Genomic DNA, 18,845 nt, shown 5'->3' on the forward strand with positions numbered 1-18,845 from the left:
CGTTTGCCGGAGGCGCTCAAGGTCGCGCCAAAAACCCTACGAAGGTAGGATGGTCGTCAGACCAAAGTCGGAGTTTGGGGCGTTTTTGCGGCGCTAAAGCGCATAAACAGGCTGTAAAACGACAGGGAACGGGCAGGGCTGGCGCAAAACCCGAACCTTGGGTCCAAAGCACCAGAACATGCGACGCTGGCGCAAGACCTTCGTATAGCCCATAGCCGAATCGGATTCGTCAGGCTAGCTCAATGGCGTTAACAAACTGCGTCAGGCGTGCGCGATACGCAGGGCCTTGGATTTGGGAGCAATGCGCATGATCCGGCACGCGGCGCCGTGGGCCATGAGGCACAGGACCGGCGTGACCACCAGGCTGAGCAGGGTCGAGACCGCGACGCCGCCGATCACGGTCAGCGCCAGCGGTTGACGGAAGGCCGATCCCTCGAGCCACGGAAGGGCCGCAGGCAGCATCCCGGCAATCATCGCAACGCTGGTCATGATGATCGGGCGCGCGCGGTCCGAGGCGGCGGCGATCACCGCCTGCGCCATGTTGCCGTGCCGCGCGACCAGGGTTTGCGCCCGGTCGATCAGAAGAATCGCGTTCTTGGCGACGATGCCGAGCAGCAGGATCAGACCGATCAGCACCGGCAGGGACACCGGCAGGCCGGTCACCGACAGGACCAGCATTCCGCCACTCAACGCAAAGACCAGCGAGACGAGAATCACCCCGACCTGCGCCATCGAGCGGAAGAGCGCATAGAGCACCGCGATAAGCAGCAAGAGCATGCTGCCCAAGGCGCGGCCAAGGTCGGACATCATCGCGCGCCGGGAGGCGGTGTCGCCTGCAGGCAGCAGGGCCAGACCGGGCAGATCGGAGGACAGGCGGGCAACCTCGGCCTCGGCGATTTCGGTGACGCGGCGCGCACTGGCCGCCGAAGGGGGCGCGGCCAGAAGAGGCAGCACATAAAGACCATCGCGGCGGTCGAGCCGCAGATGCGCGAACTCCAGATCGAACCGTCCAAGCGCGGCAAGCGGCATGGTGCCGCCCCCCGGCAAGGCCACGGGTGCGAAGCTCAGGTCATTCGGCGCGGGGGCGTCGGGGCTGGATGCCACCAGCCGACTGCGCAGGCCGAGCGGCTGTTGGTCATCGCCCTCGATCCTCGCGATCAGGTGATCGTCGGGGTGTGCATGGCCCTGAAGGGCGGCGACAAGATCCGCCGCGCTGAGGTCAAGCTGTCGCAAGAGCCCTTGATCGGGCAGGAAACGCACCTGCGCCTGTCGGGCGGCCATTGGCGACAGGATGGGAATATCCTCGGGGAGTTGCGCGATGGCGGCCAGAATCGCAGGCGCCGCGATTTCAAGGCTCTGGCGGTCCGGGGCCGCCAGATCGAGCACCAGCGCCGGACGCCCGGCACTGGTGAGCGGCAAGGCCCGCGCATCGGCAGTCTGGCGGAGCGCGTCGCGCACCCGGGCCGCGATCGGGGCGGTGCCGTCGGTTTGGATCAGCAGGCGGAGTGTATCGTCGGGTTGATCCGAGGCGATCACCGTCAGGCCGCGCACGCCCTTGTCCGCCAGAAGATCGCGTTCGAGCGCGGCAAGATGGTCCAGACGCGCCTTGGGGGGCATTGTGGGTGGCAGCGCCATGTCAAAGCGCAACAGCGCGTCGCGGTCCAGAGGAATGAACGCCCCGGGATGATTGAGCGCCGAGACCACAGAGAGCCACGCCACAAGCCCAGGCCCCTGCCTGACAGAGCCACCGTAAGCGCAGCGCGCGGATGACCACCGCACGGTAGCGCCGGGCCAGTCGCCGGGCCGAGGGAGCTGCGGGACGGGCCACGGGGCTGCCCGCGAAGCGCAGGGCAAGGCCCGGGATCACGAGCCGCGAGACCAGCAGGGAAAACACCGTCGCGATGCACAACGTGTAGCCGAACGCCTGAAAATAGAGACCGGCCTCGCCCGGCATGGTCGCGACGGGCAGGAACACCGCCAGAAGGGCAAGGCTTGTGGCAATCACGGGGCGGGCCATTTCATCGACCGCGCGCGCCACGGCCTTGCGGGAGTCGCGGCTGTGGTGCTGATGAGTGTGGATATTCTCGATTTCGACGATCGCGTCGTCCACGACGAGTCCCGAGGCAAGGGTAAGGGCCAGCAAGCTGACGATGTTCAGGCTGAGGCCAAGCACCTGCATCACATAGAGCGTGGGCAGAACAGAGAGCGGAATGGCCAACGCGGCAAGGGCCGTCGCGCGCCAGGATTTCAGCGCAAGCGCGATCACCGCGATGACCAGCAGGCAGCCTTCCAGCAGCGCCTGCCGGGTGGCGCCAAGCGAGCGGATCGCCTGCTTGGCCGGGCGCGCGACAACGTCGAGCGCCAGATCGGGGCGGCTGTGCCGGAGATCGGTCAGAACACGGTCCATATCCCGGCTGAGCGTCACGAGGTCGGCGCCGGTCGCGGCATGGATCTGTGCCAGGATCGCGGGGGTTCCATTGTGCCGGGTGAGCCAGTCGCGCGGGGCGGGCGCAGTCGACACACGCGCCACGGCCGCAAGCGGGATCTTCTGGCCCGAGGCGGTGGTCAGCGACAGGGCGGAGAGTGTTTGCGCCGCCTCTGCGGCCAGCATGTTCTGCGGCAGCGAGAACAGGATGGTGCCCGCGGTCGGGACAGAGGACACCGCCACTTGTGCCGCCACCTGCTGCGACAGCGCCTGCGTGATCTGGCGGTTCAGCGCGGCGAAGGTCAGCCCGACCGAGGCAAGCTGAGGGTCGGTTGTCTGGATCACCAGTTCGGCGCGGGCGGTGCCCTGAACCTCGATCTCGGCGATGCCGTCGATCTTGCGCAAGGTGGGCAGGATGGTATCGCGCAGCGCATCGCTGGCGGTGACGATGTCGCCGTCGCGGGGCAGAATGGCCAGCTCCAACGCGGCCTGACGGCGCGAGGAGGTGGCGCGGATCTCGTCGATGGAGACCGCCAGATCAAGATCGGGTCTGAGCGCCTGAAGCCGGTCCTGCACCTTGGCGAGACTGTCCTGGGCCGTACGGGAGTTGCGCAGGCTGAGGGTCATGACCAGTTGTCCGGACGTGATCTGCGCGCGGATCGAGGTGACGTCGGGCAAGGACGACAGCGCGCGATAGACCGGCTGGGCCAGATCGTGATCGGTCGCGGTGAGCGAGGCATCGGGCGCCGTCAGGCGCAGCACGATCCGGTTGTCACCGATATCGGGCAGATGGGTGAGCGGCAGGGTCAGACCCGCGCGCAAGCCCAGAAGCGCCAGAACGGTGATGACGATGACCGCCAAGACCGCATGGCGCAGGATGCCGTCCGTGAAGGTCATCGCCGGGCCAGCCCGAGATGCAGCGCCGCTGTCTGTTTCACGCCGATTTCGGTCAGCGCATCCATGTCTATCAGCGTCTCGCCATCCCGCAGGAGGAGCGAGGCGACAGCGACATAGACCGCGCCTTGGGGCAGGCCCGAGACGATCTCGGCGTCGGCGCCGCCGGGACGCATGGACAGATCGACCGGTGTCGCGACCGTGCGCCGATCGACCACGCGCAAGACGCCGGGGCCGGTCTCGAGCGCCACGAGGGCGGATGTGGGCACGATGATCGCAACGCGCTGATCCACGATGATTTCGCCACGCAGGCTGGCCCCGGCAAGATGGGAGTGCCCATCGGGCAGGTCCACCGCGACGCGCGCCAGACCGGCATCGGGGCCGGTAGACGGGGTGATCCGCGTGACATCGGCGGCGATCATCCCGCCATCCGGCGCCCAGAGGCGGACCGGATCACCGACAGAGACGCGGGCAAGGACATGCGGGGGGACGGCCAGCACCGCCTCCATCCGGTCGGCGGCGGCAAGACCGAGGACAGGGCCGCCCATGACCGGGGTGTCACCGGGATCGACCATGATCTTTGTCACGCGGCCCGCGACCGGTGCGCGAATATCCATCTGATCGGTCAGAGTGCTGACGCGCTCGACCTCGAGCCGGGCGAGGGTTTCACTGGTCTGCGCTCCGGCAAGACGGGCCTTGGCGGCCTCGTGTTCGGACATCGCCTGTTGCAGCGCGCGGGTGGCGTCCTGCCGCTGCACCTCGGAGGAGGCGCCGGTTTTGGCCAGACGTTCGAGCCGGTCGAGTTCGGCGCGGCGCTGCGCGATGTCGGTGGCCGCGACCTGCAGACTGGACCGGGCGATGCGGATATCGGCGCGGGTGGCCGAGAGCGTGGCCTGAGCCTGCAGAAGATCGCGCTGGATATCGGTCCGGTCGATGCGGACGAGGAGCTGCCCGGCGTCGACCCAATCGCCTTCGTTCACCAGAATGTCCGTCACCGGGGCCGCATGGCGCGGCATCGACACGCGGATGATATCCGCAGGGACGACATGACCGAAGGCATGCAGCACGTCTTCGACCCGAAGAGGATCCGCACGCCGCACCGAGGCCGTGACCGGGGCCGGCGCGTCGATGGGCCCGGCCATTTCCGTCGCGGTCAGCCGCGAAATCCCCAAGGGGCACAGAATGGCGACGGTGGCGACAACGGCGCCTCGCGTGATCCAGCGCATCGGTCAGGCTCCTTCCTGGTGGTGATATCAGCCGGCGAGGTCGATGCGGTTGAGCGCGCAATGGCTCCAGAGGGCGTCCATGGCGTTGACCAGCGCATCCATTTCGCGCGGGCCGTGGACCGGCGAGGGGGTGAAGCGCAGGCGCTCGGTGCCCCGCGGCACGGTCGGGAAGTTGATCGGCTGGACATAGATGCCATAGCCCTCGAGCAGCATGTCGCTCAGCTTCTTGGTATGCACCGGATCGCCCACGATCACCGGCACGATATGGCTGCCGTGATCGATCAGCGGCAGGCCCATGCCCTTGAGACGGGTCTTGAGGATCTTCGCCTGCGTCTGGTGCGCCTCGCGCAGCGACCCGTCGCGCTTGAGATGCGCAACACTGGCCGCAGCCCCCGCGGCCACCGCGGGCGGCAGCGAGGTGGTGAAGATGAAGCCCGGCGCGTAACTGCGCACGGCGTCACACATTTTCGCACTTGCCGCGATATAGCCGCCCATCACGCCATAGGCCTTGGCCAGCGTGCCGTTGATGATGTCGATGCGGTGCATCAGGCGGTCGCGCTCAGCCACGCCGGCGCCGCGCGGGCCATACATGCCCACCGCGTGCACCTCGTCGATATAGGTCAGCGCGCCAAACTCGTCGGCCAGATCGCAGATCTCCTCGATCGGGCCGAAATCGCCATCCATCGAGTAGACCGATTCGAAGGCGATGAGCTTGGGCGCGGCGGGATCGTCCGCCGCCAGCAGCTCGCGCAGATGCGCCATGTCGTTGTGGCGGAAGATGCGCTTGGCCCCGCCATTGCGGCGCACGCCCTCGATCATCGAGGCGTGGTTGAGCGCGTCCGAATAGATGATGAGCCCCGGGAACAATTTGGGCAGCGTGCTCAATGTCGCGTCATTCGCGATATAGGCCGAGGTGAACAGCAGCGCCGCTTCCTTGCCGTGCAGGTCGGCCAGCTCTGCCTCGAGCCGCTTGTGATAGACCGTGGTGCCGGAAATGTTGCGCGTGCCGCCCGAGCCCGCGCCAGTGGCATCCAGCGCCTCGTGCATCGCCGACAGGACCTCGGGGTGCTGGCCCATGCCCAGATAGTCGTTGCCGCACCAGACGGTGATCGGCTGCTCGGTGCCGTCGGGGCGGCGCCATGTGGCATGCGGAAACTGGCCATTGCGGCGTTCGATGTCGATGAAGGTCCGGTAACGGCCCTCCTGGTGCAGACGATCAAGGGCCGCATCGAGGTGAAAGTCGCGGCCGCGGTGACAGCCAAGGCACCCTGAGCAGCTTGGTCGGGATATGATCTTTTGCTGTGACATGCTGGCCTTCCTGCGAAACTTAAACTGATCCATTGATGTGCAGGAAAGCTAACGGCGATGCGGGCCGGACCACAGATGAGAAGGTCCAAGCGAAACTCATACCAAGGTCCAAGGCGAGGTCCGCACTATGACTGACGACCATGCGGACCATCGGGGCGCGCAACGGCAAACGACCCTGAGCCGCGGAGCGTCAGGGCCGGGAAACCGGAGAGCCGGAGCATATGGCTTTGGGATAGAGGGGTGCGGCGCGTTCGCGAATGCCTGAGACGCCATTACAAACGCGCCGCTAAATGGTCGGGCTTTAGGGAACCATGACCAGACCATTCAGAGACGGGGGCGCCGGGCGGCCACCCCCGAAAACCGGGATCAGACCCCGAGACGCTGTGCTTCCAGAACCACCTCGAGGCGGTTGGCGGCACCAAACTTGTCCTTGAGAGAGCCGACATAGTGCTTGACGGTTTTCTCGCTGATGTTGAGTTCGACCGAGATCTGACCGTTGGTCATGCCCTGCATCAGATGGCGGACTACCTGGCTTTCGCGGGCGGTCAGGCGCAGGCGCTCGGCCTCTTTGCGCTTGGCTTCGGCCTGACGCAGCTTGGCGAAGATATCCATTGCCATGTCGGGCTGCACATAGTTGTCGCCATTCATGACACGGCGTGCCGCGACACGCAGATCAGACATTTCACTATTATAGGTCAGGATACCCGATGCTCCCGCATCCAACGCGTCAACCGCCATGTCTATACCCTTCTCAGAACAGAAGGCCAAAATACGGACCATGTCGCACGACTTGCGAACGGCGCGGAGCACCTTCATCGGCTGGTCAAGGGATCCAAGATCGACGATCACCACCTCATATCCATCGCGGGCGCACGTCTCGACGAGTTCAGGGCTGTAGGCAGCAGCCGCCTGCAAATCAAAACCTGCACACGGCTCGATAAGGTGTTGGAAGCCGGCACGCGTGAATGCGTGATCGCAAATCACCATCGTTTTAAACATCAATCTTCCCCAAAGTTCGGCGCGCCCGCAGCAGAAGCGGTGTCGGCACTGTTTCCCAAGTCAGTTAAGGTTTCCGTCTTTCCCAAAACGACAACGTCGCAGCCTTTGTCCCATTCCACCCCATTGATTCCGAGCTATCTTTGGAGAATTGGGAGACTTTTGTAGCGCAGGCGACCAGGCGAAAGTCGCGATTCGTCTTACCCGTAAGTAGGAACACCACGTGAGACCATCACATTTCTTATGGCAAAAATATACCTATGCCTCTGATATTAAACAACTTTAAATGTAGCGCCACATGTCCAAAATTGATCCAAATCAAGGCACAGCTGCGGCGGCGCGTTATAATTGTGTTCAAAGCGCCTTTAATCATGTGACACGCTCGCAGCCCATGGTCCGGCAAGACCTTGGACTTTAGTCTGACTCCGCAGCCATGTGCTGTTCTGCCGCTCCCGACATGCCAAAAATCATGGATGTGCGATTCGGAACATGGTAGCGATTATGAAGCCGTAGAACCGCGCTCCATATGCGCCTCAAGAACCGGGGCGATGCCCATGAACGCAAATTCTCGGGATCATCTCCACGGTCATCGCGACAGCACAAAGCACGCTCCCCGCAGGGCAAAACGCTTGGCCAACCGGTCCTGTCCCTTCCGAACATCCAGACTGACCATGTCTCGTGATATTTCGCTCAGCAAAGTCTTTGTTGTTTTGGTCACGCTCGTTGGGGCCGAGCTATGCATCATGCTTGCGTTGGCCGAAGTCGCAAAACAGGTGCCTTGGCTGACAGAGTACGTCTGGGGCGAAGCCATTTTGGATGCCCTATTGCTGTTCTGCATTATGGCGCCAGTCTTTTATTGGCTTTTGATAAGACCACTGCAGCGATCAAATGCCATAAAGCTGCGCTTTCTCGACATGGTGAGCGATGATCTGAGAAATCCGCTGAATGCCCTGCAGGGCATTGCCATGGCATCGCGCGAGGATCCATCTCTCAGCCCCGGATTGGAGCCCGCACGTCAGGAGGCCCTGCAATGGATGCAATTGCGCGTCGAACGCGTGGTCGCGTTCAGTGCCCTTGAAGCGGAGGCCTCGCTCCCAACAGGCCTGCCCACCGATCTGCAGGGATTGGCCGCAGAGCTGCAAAAGCGCTTCGAGTTCATGTTCAAAGCCAGTGGAAACAGGTTGGATATTCGCTGCGAGGGACCGCCTTTGTCCATCGGACCTGCACAAAGCGAGATTCTCATGCAATTGATATTCTCGATGCTGGAAATCGCCCGTATGTCCGCAGGCGATGCCGCAACCAACATCACCATTCGAACCTCAGATGAAGACGCGGGGAAGATCCATATCAGCGCCGTGCACGAGGGGAAGACAGCGCCTTGCAACACAAGCACCGGCGCTATCCTCGGGCCATTTGAACGCATCAAGCTGGCCCGTGACATACTCGAGCATATGGCGTCGCGCGCCGGCTGCGACTACCAGGCCAAAAGCGACTGTTCGCAAAGCCTGATCATGACGATCAAGCCATCAGACCTTTAGATCCACTTGGGGCCACGGCACAACGATGCGCCACACTCAAGCGATGAAAAACTCATCAAAGAACGGCTGTTGTTCTGGCTGTGCCGTGCCATTGGCAAAGTCTACCGCAAGTGCGTAGGCATCCGCGCCGATGGTGGCGCCGGCGCTGAGCCCATCAACGTTACCGTCGCTAAAGTGAATCCCGCCATAGATCCGCGACGCACCACCATCGATGGCTGCCTCGGAAAACGTATCCCATTGAAACTGGTAAACATCGCCCGGCAGGGCTACATCAAAGGCGCTGGTCTGAGGAGGCACGGTGATATGTGCATCCAGATTGTCCGACCCGGTGAACGCCTGAAGCACGGCCGCACCCGCCGCCGAAAACGTACTGTGTCCCGAGGTATATTCTGCGAAGGGGGGAGACTGTTCACCGCCAGGCAGCTGGTAGGTGATGAAGTTCTCGGCCGGGATCGTGCGGGTGCCAAGGCTAGTGCCGGTGTTGGGGTCGATGCCGCCGAACGCCTGGATTACATATCCGGGCTCGCCGGTCAAATCGTCCACGCCGGGCTCGCCGATCAGGCCCAGATGACCCAGGTCACGGATTGCTGTGACAGGGCGTGCATAATCAAAAAACACCTTGGCATCCCAGGTCGCAATCGCGGCATCAAACATGGCATTGCCCATCGTCATGAACAAAAGCGCGTCAGTTGCTGCGTCATGCTCATCACGCTGAGAGACATATTGCGTTAGCGTCATCCAAGCGCCAGGGGGGAAGCTAGTGCCAGGCCCATCTTCCCAGAATTCAGCGACCATCTTCTGATCCTCGGTCAGCGTCGCACTGGTCTGCACGATGGCTTCGGCCTGAGCGATGAAGGCCGGGCTGATGACCGGACCGATCAGGGACTTGTCCACAGATATCGTAGTACCGGCCTCCACCGCTACGCCATTTATCTCTGCCGGAGCCGCAAGCGTGATGGTCCTGGCATGGAAATCAAGCACCGTATCCACATGCTCCGGCGTAAAAAACGGCTCAGGGCCGTCCGGACGGGTCAGCGCCGTGTCAGTATCACCGGTGGGCGTTTCAGGCAGCGCGAACCCTTCAGCCAGGCTAAGCTCAGGGGTCAGGAAGGTCTGCAGCGCCTCTGGTGTAGGCGACAAAATACCCTGTTTTTCGGGTGTCCAGCGCGCGATGTCCTTACGGGTTTCTGGCGCAGGATCAGAATTGACAGGCGTATAGAGCCCGTCAGACTGCGCGGCAAGTTGTGCCGCTTCCGCCTGACGCGGGGTCAGACCATCCTGGGCGGCATCAATCCCCACCTCGTAAGCCCGCGAGTCATCAGAGACATCTAGCCCAAGACGCTGTGACAGCACCTGATCGAATTTCTCCTGATATTGCGGGTAAAGTTCCGACAGCACATGGTGGGCCGCAACATGCATGGCGGTCTCGATCTCGGCGCTGGAGGAATCAGAAAGGCTGGCGATATCGAGGTTGTCACCTTCCAGATCGATCGATACGCGTTGCGCGACCGGGTCATAACTGGCCTGCGCATCATAGATGGCTGTATGCATGATTGAGAGGGACCGCGCCGCGTTGGTCGGTCCCCCGCCGCTTTCGACAATAATCGATTGCAGGATCTGGTCCCAGATGACGCTCGGAGTCGCCTCTGGCGTATTGACCATCATCAGACGCGGACCGCCTTCGGCCAAAAGGTCGGGGCCAGGCTGTTCAAGTTGTGCCAAGATGTCGGCCGTCCGGAAGGTTTCCGCACCGGCAATGAAGCTGTCAAATTCCGAAAGCGATTCAACCTCACCATCAAACCGATTACGAACCGCCAGCGCACCATCCTGCAGCAGAAAATCGAAATCATGCAGAGGGCCAGACAGTGTCGCGACCCGACCAGGTTCGGGGCTGCTTTCACCCGGATCCACCGGATCTTTTTCAGAATCGAAAGACAAGAATTCGAAGCTCTCCACATCCTCGAATTCCCATTCGAAATCGCCCTCACGTGCTTCGATTTCAAGCTCGCCATCTTCATACTCGAAGTCGTAGTCCTCGCGACGGCCTTCAAGCGTAATCACACGTGTCTCACCATCTTGGGTGAAACTGACATGCAGGGGGCCGGACAGTGTCGCGACCCGACCAGGTTCGGGGCTGCTTTCACCCTGATCCACCGGATCTTTTTCAGAATCGAAAGACAAGAATTCGAAGCTCTCCACATCCTCGAATTCCCATTCGAAATCGCCCTCACGTGCTTCGATTTCAAGCTCGCCATCTTCATACTCGAAGTCGTAGTCCTCGCGACGACCTTCAAGCGTGATCACACGTGTCTCACCATCTTGGGTGAAACTGATCTGAAACCTGTCGTCCGACATGCTGTCCCTCTCGATATCCCTGTCTCGTTTTTTACAGCCCATAGCCGGAGCCCTCTTGTCGCGTTTCTCATTGCAGCCATTTGTCCGGCACGCACAGCTTAGCTATAAACATTGCGAGACAGTTTTCCTGTCAAAATACTGATCAAACGTCACGCGGACCTGGTGGTGGCGTCGCATAAGTCGGCATAGCATCGAAACGTGGCGCTAGGCACTCTTGGTCACGCCGCGGTCTGCACAGGTCGCTGAACACCAACATCTGGCTAAGCGTCAGCCCATTATTACCCCGTTTCGCGCAATCCACGAGCTCGCTTCCATCCTCGAGCAATGATGTGGCACAGACCACGATACCTCCGCGCAAGAACGTGTTGGCGAGTCGCTTGGCACTCATGCCAGAGGCAATCCTGGGAGACGGGCAAGAGATGCCATGGACCTGCATGATCCTGCCGTTCAAATTCAGCCTGTCACCTTCAAGCGCCTTCCAAGTCATGTTCTTCTCTTGAGCTGTAGCAGACGAGGCTGCCAGAACCATCAGAGTCGGAATAACAGTGCGCAGCATGGTGTTACCTTTCCTTGAAGGCCCGCGCGAACTGATCGCTGAAGGGCTTGACGAGATAGGAGAGCGCCGTGCGTTCGGCCGTGGTGACATAGACTTCGACCGGCATGCCGGGGCGCAGTTCCTTGCCACCGAGGCGGGCCAGCTGATCGCCGGAGACATCCACCTTGATGGAGTAGAAATCACCCGGCATTTGCGGATCGCTTGTCGCGGCGGCGGCCACGTAGGACACGGTGCCCTCGATCTCGGGGGTTTCGTTCTGGTCAAAGGCGACAAAGCGCATCCGGGCGGCATATCCTGTGTCGACCTGTTCGATCGACACCGCCGGAACGCGGGCTGTAAAGACCAGCTCCGCCTCTTCAGGCACAATCGTCGCCAGAATTTCAGCCGGGCTGATGACGCCGCCCACAGAGTTGACATTCAGGTCGTTGATCAGCCCCGAGATCGGCGCGCGGATTTCGGTGCGCGACAGGGTGTCTTCGATGACGAAACGCTTTTCGGTGAGTTCCGACAGCTGGGTTTCGATCTCGCGCAGTTCGCGCTGCGCATCGGTGCGCAGTGTTTCCTGCATCGAGAGGATTTCCAGCTCCAGCTCGCTGACGCGGCTGCGGGCGCGGCCCAGTGCCGATAGGATCTCGCCGCGTTCGCCGCGCAGGCGGACATTCTCGCGCTCGATCGAGAAGGCGACATTGCGCACGGTCAGGCGACGCTCGGAGAGGTCTTCGACGCGGGCGCTTTCGGCCTGCACCAGCAGGATTTCATCCTGCTTGGCGTCAAGGCGGGCTTCGAGGCCATCGATTTCAGTGCGGACCTGTTCGATTCCGAGATCGATCTGTTCCTTGCGGCTGACGAAGGACGAGATGTTGCCCTGGAAAATGCGGCGCTCGCCGACATAGATGGCCTGCAGTGCGGCGGGCGTCACGATCAATTCATCAAGACCGGCGGGCATGGGGAATTCCGCCATCAGGTCGCGCTGCGCTTCGAGACGGCTTTTGCGAATGGCCAGCTCGGCGATTTTGCCGTGCAGGATCGCGCGTTCGGTGCGGGCAGATGTGTCGTCAAGCCGGAGCAGGATGTCACCCTCGCGCACATAGTCACCAGCACTTGCCGGGATCTCTTTGACGATGCCGCCGTCGCGGTGCTGGACGACCCGCAGATCGCGGTTGACCGACACTTCGCCGCTGACGACGACCGCGCTGGCAAGGTTGGCATTCGCCGCCCAGCCAAAGATCGCAGCGACCAGAAGGGTTGCCATCACCAGGCCGGCGATCACCCGCCCGCGAATGGCATAGACGGCATCCTGCGGTGCGTTGGGGGTTTTGCTGTTGCGTATCATGGTGTGGCTCCTGTTCAGGAAGTGAAGTCTTGAGAGGGATCGGACTCGCGGTCGGGACCGCTGATCCAGAGGTCGAATTCGATTTCGCCGGTTTCGTTTTCCTGGCGAAGTTCGATGCGGCGGATCATCAGGGCGTCTTCATCATCCTGACGGAACCCGGGGCGGCCATGGGTTTCGGCCACGGTTTCGGGATCAAAGACCGAGATCCGGGCCTCGAAATCCGAGCTGTCCTTGCGGATGTCGCGCGTGTCGGTCACCGCGTGCAGATCGGACAGCGCAAGATGGATATCGTCGGTCAACACCAGAGTATCGTCGTAGTCAAAATCCGTGATCTGGAACGTGGTTCGAGGGATTGCGCCAGCTCCGGGGCTGAAAAAGCCCGACAGGTCGAACACTTCCTTGCCGGCGCCTGCAGCGAAGACTTCGATGCCAGTGAAACTGTCCTGCGGAACGCCGGGGCGGGTGATCGTGCCTGCGGCGATGTCGATATGAGCCTGTTGGCCGGTGGTGGACAGGTCCAGCGTATCAATCCCGTCGCCGCCATGTACCGTATCGGCGGCGTCGTCGGCTGCGAGGTGGATCGTGTCGTTCCCGGCATCGCCAAACAGAAGGTCCGCGCCGGTGCCGTCCCACAGGATGTCATCGCCCGCGCCGCCGGTCAGGATGTCATCGCCCATGCCGCCATCGAGCGTATCGTTACCCTGCTCGCCGGCAAGACGGTCGTTGCCGCTGCCGCCGGTCAGGATGTCGTCGCCTGCCGCTCCGATCAGCAGATCATCGCCTGCGCCGCCCAGAACGGTGTCGGCCCCGTCGCCCGCATGGATGAGATCGTGGGCGTCGGTGCCCGACAGGTCGTCGTCAGTGGACAGGCCGAAGGTGATGTCACGGGCGGCTTGCATCGGATCTTCAAAGCAGTCCGCGTCGGTGCCCGCAATCGGATCGCAGCTGTGATCGGCATCGCACTCCGTGGTTGCGTCGCAGTCCGAAGCTGTATCGCAATCGAGGTCTGAGGCGCAGTCGGACGAGGCGTCATCACAGGAGTCGCCTTCGGCAGAGTCGTCATCGCAGGGCGCGTCGTCATCGCAGGGTGCATTGTCATCGCCAGGCGCCTTGTCCTCGCAGGGTGCGTCGTCTTCGCAGGGCGCGTCGTCCTTGTCGTCATTCCCGCCAGCGTCCTCATCGTTCGGGCCGTCTTCCACTGGAGGATTGCCGGATGGGGGCGGGTCTTGCGGACCGTCCTCGTTCTCGATCTCATCTTCGGGATCAGGACCGGCGGGCGGAGGTGTTCCGTCGCCACCACCGGGGCCTCCACCACCCGTACCGGTACCGGGGCCTCCTCCACCGGACGGCGGGGTGCCGGGATCGGTCCCGGGGCCCGGCTCGAGCCCGGGCTCCGTGCCTGTTGCAAATGCCAAGGGCTGGAAGTTAAGGGGCGCGGGTTGAAGGCCGGACGCATCGAACCGCTCGGGCTGCAAACCCGAATTGGCGGGCGACAGCACCGAAGAGGGAGAGGATTGCGGCGACGTCAGGGTCGCCCCATTTTCATCGTCGCGCGCGGAGGCCTGGAACAGCGCGGCGTTGCCGTAGGACATGCGACCGCTGTTGTCTGCCGACGAATTGTCCGTCTCGCAGATGGGCGCGGCACCGTCGTCACCCGCGATGGGTGCGTCAGGGGCGGCTTGCGCTGCAACCTCGGAGCCGCCGAGCAGGGTCTTGATATAGGCGACCAGACCGAACAGGGCCATCATCGCCATACCGATCTTGCGCTTGGGGATGGCTGTCACCGTCTGGCGCAAGCCGTCCATCGCGGCCAGACGCTCCTTGCCGGGTGTCTGGACCTTCTTGGCTGATTTTACCTCGATCATGTGCCTGTTTCCTCTGGTGCCGAGGCGGCCTGCGTGGCGGCGCCTGCTTCGCGGAGGGGCTTGGCGGGCGACACCGGTGCGGCCTTGACGCGCATGATCTCGGATTTGGGACCAAAGCGGCTGAGGGCACCATCCTGGACGACACCGACCAGATCGACATGCTCGAGTGCGCTTGGGCGATGGGCAACGACGATCACGATGCCGCCACGATCACGGATGCTCTGGATGGCATGGCTCACGGCGCGTTCGCCTTCTGCGTCAAGGTTCGAATTCGGCTCGTCCAGCAGGACAACGAACGGATCCCCATAGAGCGCCCGTGCCAGAGCGATGCGCTGACGTTGACCGCCCGACAGGCTGGTGGCGCTGGCGCCCAGTTCGGTCTCGTAGCCGTCGGGCATGGCGAGGATCATTTCATGAACGCCCGCCGCACGCGCCGCCGCGATGACCTTTTCGGGATCAGGATCGGCAAGGCGCGAAATGTTGCGGGCAATCGTGGTGTCGAACAGGGTGTAGTCCTGCGGCAGATAGCCGAAGCTGCGCGAAATCGTGTCTTCGCCCCATTGCACCAGATCGGCGCCATCCAGGCGGACATGGCCGCGCAGCACGGGCCAGACCCCGGCCATCGCCCGCATCAGCGAGGATTTACCGCCACCACTGGGACCGATCAGGCCAAGTGCCTGCCCGGCTTCGAGCTGAATGGTCACATCCGACAGGAGCACACGACCGGATCCGGGGGCCACAACGGTGATCCCTTCGGCCGAGAACGACTGCTTGGGATCGGGCATCTGCAGGGGGCGTGCCTGTTCGGGCAGGGCGGCCATCGTCTGACGGATGGTGGCCATGGCGTTGCGGGCCGCGATCAGGTTCTTCCAGTTGGCGATGGTCGAGTCGATCGGTGCAAGGGCACGGGCCGAGGCCACGGAGGCGGCGATGATCGCGCCAGCGGTCATCTCGCCCATGATGGTGAGATAGGCGCCAAGGCCCAGAACCGCCGATTGCAGCATCATGCGCAGCACCTTGGACAAGGCGCCGACGGTGCGGGTCACGTCGCTGGACCCGGATTGCAGGGTCAGGTGCGCGTCGTTGGCCTGCTGGAACTGGGCCAGAGCCTGCGACGAGAACCCCATCGCCTTGATGACATCCGCGTTGCGGGCATTGGCCTCGGCCACCGAGCTGCGCTGAACGGCGGCGCGGCTGACCTGGGCGTTCGCCTTGCGGGTCATCAGCTCGGTCAGAACGGTCATCAGCGTCAGGACCACGGCACCGCCGATGGCCAGAGCGCCCAGATAGGGATGCAGCACGAACACGAAGGCCAGAAAGATCGGCATCCAGGGCAGATCGAACAGCGACACAAGCGCCGGTCCGCCGAAGAAGTTGCGCAGGGTGTCGACGGTGCGGCCCCTCTCCATCGCTTCGGCAACGGAAAAGCCATAGCGCGGCATGTCGATGCTCATGCGATGGATATCGGGGGCAACGCGGGCATCGAAGCGCGCGCCGACCCGGTGAAGGATCTGCGAGCGGATGACATCAAGCCCGCCCTGAAACATGTAGAGACCCAGAGCCAGCGCCGAGATCAGGGCGAGCGTCGGGATGCTGCCACTCATCAGGGCGCGGTCGTAGATCTGCATCATGTAGAACGCGCCGGTCAGTGCCAGGATGTTGATGATCCCGGACAAGCCGAAGATATACAGGAACACCGGCCGTAGCCCAGCAGTCAGGCGGGCAAGGCGTGCATCCTTATCAGACTGTCTTGAAGAGGATCGGGCCATGTCATGTGCTCCTTTGGGTCAAACGTGTCCCAAGGCTTATGACGCAAAGCCGCAGATCGGCACTCCACGCTATGTCGGATCAAAAATCAGACCTTCGTCCGTGGCGGCACCCGGACCATCGACCCCGCATCACCCGAGCATCGAGCGACCGCAGCGCGGCGATGCGACCCGGCATATCGGACTTTGGTCTGATACAGCATCAGACCAACGGGACTGGTTCGATAAACCCTTGAGTGTATAGTCGGCGCAGGTAACCTCAGGAGGTGTCGTGAGCGCGCACGCAAATACACCCGAGCGAACGCTGCCAAGACTGTCTGGCAGCGCGGCAAAGCAGACCCGTATCAAGGGATGGGTCTGGCCCCTGCAACAACAGATTGCCCTTATGGTTCTGGCTGCGATCCTGGTGTTCGCGTTGGTGATCCAGCTATGGAACTATCGCACGTTCATGAACACCGAGATCGAGCGAACGCAGGAAAAGCATCTTGTGATCGCACAGAACGTGTCGTTGTCGCTGTCACGCTATGTCACGGATGTGGCGCGTGTGTTTGCCCATGCGGCGACCGAAGTCAGCAACAACAATAGCCAAGAGACGCGGGTTGCCCATATGTCATTGCTGGAATCGCTGAACGTGGAGAGCATGGCCTTGTTGCCAACCTTCTCAGCGGACCAGCCCCCGCCCAATTGGTTGGGCCAAAATTTGCCCCTACCAGAGCAAGCGGTATTGGATGATCTGCGCGCGGGCACGAATGCGGCCCTCGGCGGCGTTCAGATTTCAGGTCTGCAACGCATCGGGGACGGCAAATATTTTGTTCTGGGATACGAGCTTCCCGATCAGAGGCTTGCGATCGGCTATATGAGGACCGACTACATCAAGGCGGTGCAGAGTGCCATCGCCTTTGGTGAGTTCGGGCATTCGGCGATCTTCGACCAGTTCGGGCGCGCCATCGCGCACCCGTCGCCCAAGGTCGAGGAAAACATGGTGGATGCTTCCGGCATCTCGGCGGTGCGGCGGATGCTGAACCGCGAGACCGGGGTCGAGATGTTCTTTTCGCCGCCCATGCAAATGGACATGATCGCGGGGATCACCTTTGTGCCCGAGACGGGCTGGCCTGTCATGGTTCCACAGCCGATCTATGAACTTTCCGACGCGGTGAACGGCAGTCTGTCGAAATCCTATCTTCTGGCGGTGGTGGTGGCCGCCCTTCTGGGCGCTGCGGGCTGGGCCATGTCACGCCGCCTTGCGCGACCGGTTCGGCATTTCACCGAGATCAGCAGCAAGATAAGCGACGGGGATTACACCATCACCCTGCCCGACGAAGAACGCTCATCTACCGAGATGTGGCAACTCAACGAGGCCCTCAAGACGATGATCCGTCACGTGCGCAGCTCGGACAAAAGCTGCGCGAGGCGCTCAGGCTGGAAGAGGAAGAGAACAAGCGCAGAGCGACTTTCTGGTGATCGCCGGCCATGAGCTGCGCACACGCTGAGCGGCGTGTGGGCATGTTGACGATCTGCCGCGAGCAACGGACGATGCGGACCGCGACCGATTTCTGATGTGCGTGTCGTCGGCAAAAGAGTGACGCGCTGTCGATCACATGGTGGATTTCGCCGAGGGCACAACCGGGTCGATCCGGCTTGACCCGGTGACGTTCGATATCGAAGCGCGGATCCGTGAGATCGAGGCGCTTTACGGAAACCTTGCCCAAACTGCAGGGCTGGAGTTCCGACGCGCCGGGCTTGGCGATGGCAGCACGCAGATCGTATCGGACCCCGCGCGCATATCGCAGATGATTCGAAGGTCATGGAGAACGCGATCAAGTTCACAAAAGAAGGCAGCATCACGCTGCATTCAGAAATTTTACAGCAGGATGATCGCAAATGGCTTAAGGTGACGATCAGCGATACCGGGATCGGGATCGATGAGACGCAGCTGGAGCGTATTTTCATGCCGTTCGAACAGGTTGAATCATCCTTTACGAGATCGTATCGCGGAATGGGCATTGGACTGTCCGTTGCGCAGGCCATTGCGACTAAATTCGGAGGCCACATCACCTGCGCAAGCAAAGTTCACGAAGGAACGCGGTTTGAGATATGGACACCCATCGAGCTGGCATAATCCTCTGGGTGAGACGCCTGGAAGGCGTCTGGCGCCCGTGAGCGATCGGCGAAATATCCTTGTTGTCGATGACGACGAGATCAACCGTATGGTTGTTCGCGTTCTCATGGAGCGCAGGAACTACCGTGTGGTCGAGGCCGCAAGCGGGCCTGAGGCACTGGATCTGGTCAAGGAAGAAGCTTTCGACGTTGTTCTGATGGACCTGAGCATGCCGGGCATGGACGGTCTTGAGACGACGCGCCACATCCGCAGCGATGCCGCAGGCAGCCAATTGCCTGTGGTGGCACTGACCGCGCATACCAGCCACAAGGAACAGCAGATGTGTCTGGAAGCAGGCATGAACGCCGTGTTGCGCAAACCGTTTGATTCTGAACAGGTGGACAGGCTTTTGGGGCTTCTGGACCATAGCGCCAAAGGGCCGGACGCCTGAGGGAACGCCCCCGCCAAATCGAATGACAGAGCGG

General features: G+C 62.1%; 13 protein-coding genes. 4 read left to right on the forward strand and 9 right to left on the reverse strand.

Annotation, left to right across the window (positions count from 1 at the left end; all coding sequences use genetic code 11):
* Positions 1–261: 261 nt before the first annotated feature.
* From RAZWK3B_RS00780 to RAZWK3B_RS00800, 5 genes are all read right to left on the reverse strand, one after another.
* Positions 262–1,719, reverse strand: coding sequence for an efflux RND transporter permease subunit (locus tag RAZWK3B_RS00780; protein WP_007811306.1), 1,458 nt, complete (start codon positions 1,717–1,719; stop codon positions 262–264).
* A complete protein-coding gene (locus RAZWK3B_RS00785) occupies positions 1,637–3,322 on the reverse strand; it encodes an efflux RND transporter permease subunit (protein WP_007811308.1) in 1,686 nt (561 codons plus the stop codon). Before RAZWK3B_RS00785 ends, RAZWK3B_RS00780 begins: the two co-directional genes overlap by 83 nt.
* Positions 3,319–4,545 carry an efflux RND transporter periplasmic adaptor subunit gene (locus RAZWK3B_RS00790; protein WP_007811310.1) on the reverse strand — a complete coding sequence of 409 codons (1,227 nt, stop codon included), beginning with the start codon at positions 4,543–4,545 and terminating at the stop codon, positions 3,319–3,321. The genes RAZWK3B_RS00785 and RAZWK3B_RS00790 overlap by 4 nt, the downstream gene beginning before the upstream one ends.
* Before the next feature lie 27 nt (positions 4,546–4,572).
* A complete protein-coding gene (hemA, locus tag RAZWK3B_RS00795; RefSeq protein ID WP_007811312.1) occupies positions 4,573–5,853 on the reverse strand; it encodes a 5-aminolevulinate synthase in 1,281 nt (426 codons plus the stop codon).
* Positions 5,854–6,219: 366 nt separating this feature from the next.
* Positions 6,220–6,852 carry a response regulator transcription factor gene (locus RAZWK3B_RS00800; RefSeq protein ID WP_037294758.1) on the reverse strand — a complete coding sequence of 211 codons (633 nt, stop codon included), beginning with the start codon at positions 6,850–6,852 and terminating at the stop codon, positions 6,220–6,222.
* Between the two features lie 668 nt (positions 6,853–7,520).
* Here RAZWK3B_RS00800 and RAZWK3B_RS00805 point away from each other — a divergent pair.
* Complete coding sequence (locus RAZWK3B_RS00805) at positions 7,521–8,387, forward strand: sensor histidine kinase (protein WP_232279461.1); 867 nt, start codon at positions 7,521–7,523, stop codon at positions 8,385–8,387.
* Positions 8,388–8,423: 36 nt separating this feature from the next.
* Here RAZWK3B_RS00805 and RAZWK3B_RS00810 read toward each other — a convergent pair whose 3' ends face one another.
* The 4 genes from RAZWK3B_RS00810 to RAZWK3B_RS00830 all read right to left on the reverse strand — a co-directional run bounded on the left by RAZWK3B_RS00810 (position 8,424) and on the right by RAZWK3B_RS00830 (position 16,265).
* Positions 8,424–10,742 carry a vanadium-dependent haloperoxidase gene (locus RAZWK3B_RS00810; RefSeq protein ID WP_007811317.1) on the reverse strand — a complete coding sequence of 773 codons (2,319 nt, stop codon included), beginning with the start codon at positions 10,740–10,742 and terminating at the stop codon, positions 8,424–8,426.
* 560 nt (positions 10,743–11,302) lie between these two features.
* Complete coding sequence (locus RAZWK3B_RS00820) at positions 11,303–12,631, reverse strand: HlyD family type I secretion periplasmic adaptor subunit (RefSeq protein WP_007811320.1); 1,329 nt, start codon at positions 12,629–12,631, stop codon at positions 11,303–11,305.
* Between the two features lie 14 nt (positions 12,632–12,645).
* Positions 12,646–14,496: a calcium-binding protein gene (locus tag RAZWK3B_RS00825; protein ID WP_007811322.1), complete on the reverse strand. Its 1,851-nt coding sequence runs from the start codon at positions 14,494–14,496 to the stop codon at positions 12,646–12,648.
* Positions 14,493–16,265 carry a type I secretion system permease/ATPase gene (locus RAZWK3B_RS00830; RefSeq protein ID WP_037294759.1) on the reverse strand — a complete coding sequence of 591 codons (1,773 nt, stop codon included), beginning with the start codon at positions 16,263–16,265 and terminating at the stop codon, positions 14,493–14,495. The genes RAZWK3B_RS00825 and RAZWK3B_RS00830 overlap by 4 nt, the downstream gene beginning before the upstream one ends.
* 268 nt (positions 16,266–16,533) lie before the next feature.
* Between RAZWK3B_RS00830 and RAZWK3B_RS20380 the strand changes: the two genes are divergently transcribed.
* The 3 genes from RAZWK3B_RS20380 to RAZWK3B_RS00845 all read left to right on the forward strand — a co-directional run bounded on the left by RAZWK3B_RS20380 (position 16,534) and on the right by RAZWK3B_RS00845 (position 18,811).
* Positions 16,534–17,736 carry a hypothetical protein gene (locus tag RAZWK3B_RS20380; protein WP_232279462.1) on the forward strand — a complete coding sequence of 401 codons (1,203 nt, stop codon included), beginning with the start codon at positions 16,534–16,536 and terminating at the stop codon, positions 17,734–17,736.
* A 330-nt stretch (positions 17,737–18,066) separates the two neighbouring features.
* On the forward strand, positions 18,067–18,381 hold the full coding sequence (locus tag RAZWK3B_RS21530) for an ATP-binding protein (RefSeq protein WP_007811327.1): 315 nt from the start codon (positions 18,067–18,069) through the stop codon (positions 18,379–18,381).
* Between the two features lie 37 nt (positions 18,382–18,418).
* A complete protein-coding gene (locus RAZWK3B_RS00845) occupies positions 18,419–18,811 on the forward strand; it encodes a response regulator (protein WP_007811329.1) in 393 nt (130 codons plus the stop codon).
* The last annotated feature ends 34 nt before the right edge of the window (positions 18,812–18,845 follow it).

The organism is Roseobacter sp. AzwK-3b (assembly GCF_000170875.1).
GTDB lineage: Bacteria > Pseudomonadota > Alphaproteobacteria > Rhodobacterales > Rhodobacteraceae > Roseovarius > Roseovarius litoreus.

Excerpts from the sequence above, each read along its gene's own strand:
- RAZWK3B_RS21530 (WP_007811327.1), top strand. The coding sequence starts at position 18,067 with ATGGAGAACGCGATCAAGTTCACAAAAGAAGGCAGCATCACGCTGCAT.
- RAZWK3B_RS00800 (WP_037294758.1), bottom strand. The coding sequence starts at position 6,852 with ATGTTTAAAACGATGGTGATTTGCGATCACGCATTCACGCGTGCCGGC.
- hemA (WP_007811312.1), bottom strand. The coding sequence starts at position 5,853 with ATGTCACAGCAAAAGATCATATCCCGACCAAGCTGCTCAGGGTGCCTT.
- RAZWK3B_RS00830 (WP_037294759.1), bottom strand. The coding sequence starts at position 16,265 with ATGGCCCGATCCTCTTCAAGACAGTCTGATAAGGATGCACGCCTTGCC.
- RAZWK3B_RS00790 (WP_007811310.1), bottom strand. The coding sequence starts at position 4,545 with ATGCGCTGGATCACGCGAGGCGCCGTTGTCGCCACCGTCGCCATTCTG.
- RAZWK3B_RS00785 (WP_007811308.1), bottom strand. The coding sequence starts at position 3,322 with ATGACCTTCACGGACGGCATCCTGCGCCATGCGGTCTTGGCGGTCATC.
- RAZWK3B_RS00805 (WP_232279461.1), top strand. The coding sequence starts at position 7,521 with ATGTCTCGTGATATTTCGCTCAGCAAAGTCTTTGTTGTTTTGGTCACG.
- RAZWK3B_RS00810 (WP_007811317.1), bottom strand. The coding sequence starts at position 10,742 with ATGTCGGACGACAGGTTTCAGATCAGTTTCACCCAAGATGGTGAGACA.
- RAZWK3B_RS00825 (WP_007811322.1), bottom strand. The coding sequence starts at position 14,496 with ATGATCGAGGTAAAATCAGCCAAGAAGGTCCAGACACCCGGCAAGGAG.
- RAZWK3B_RS00820 (WP_007811320.1), bottom strand. The coding sequence starts at position 12,631 with ATGATACGCAACAGCAAAACCCCCAACGCACCGCAGGATGCCGTCTAT.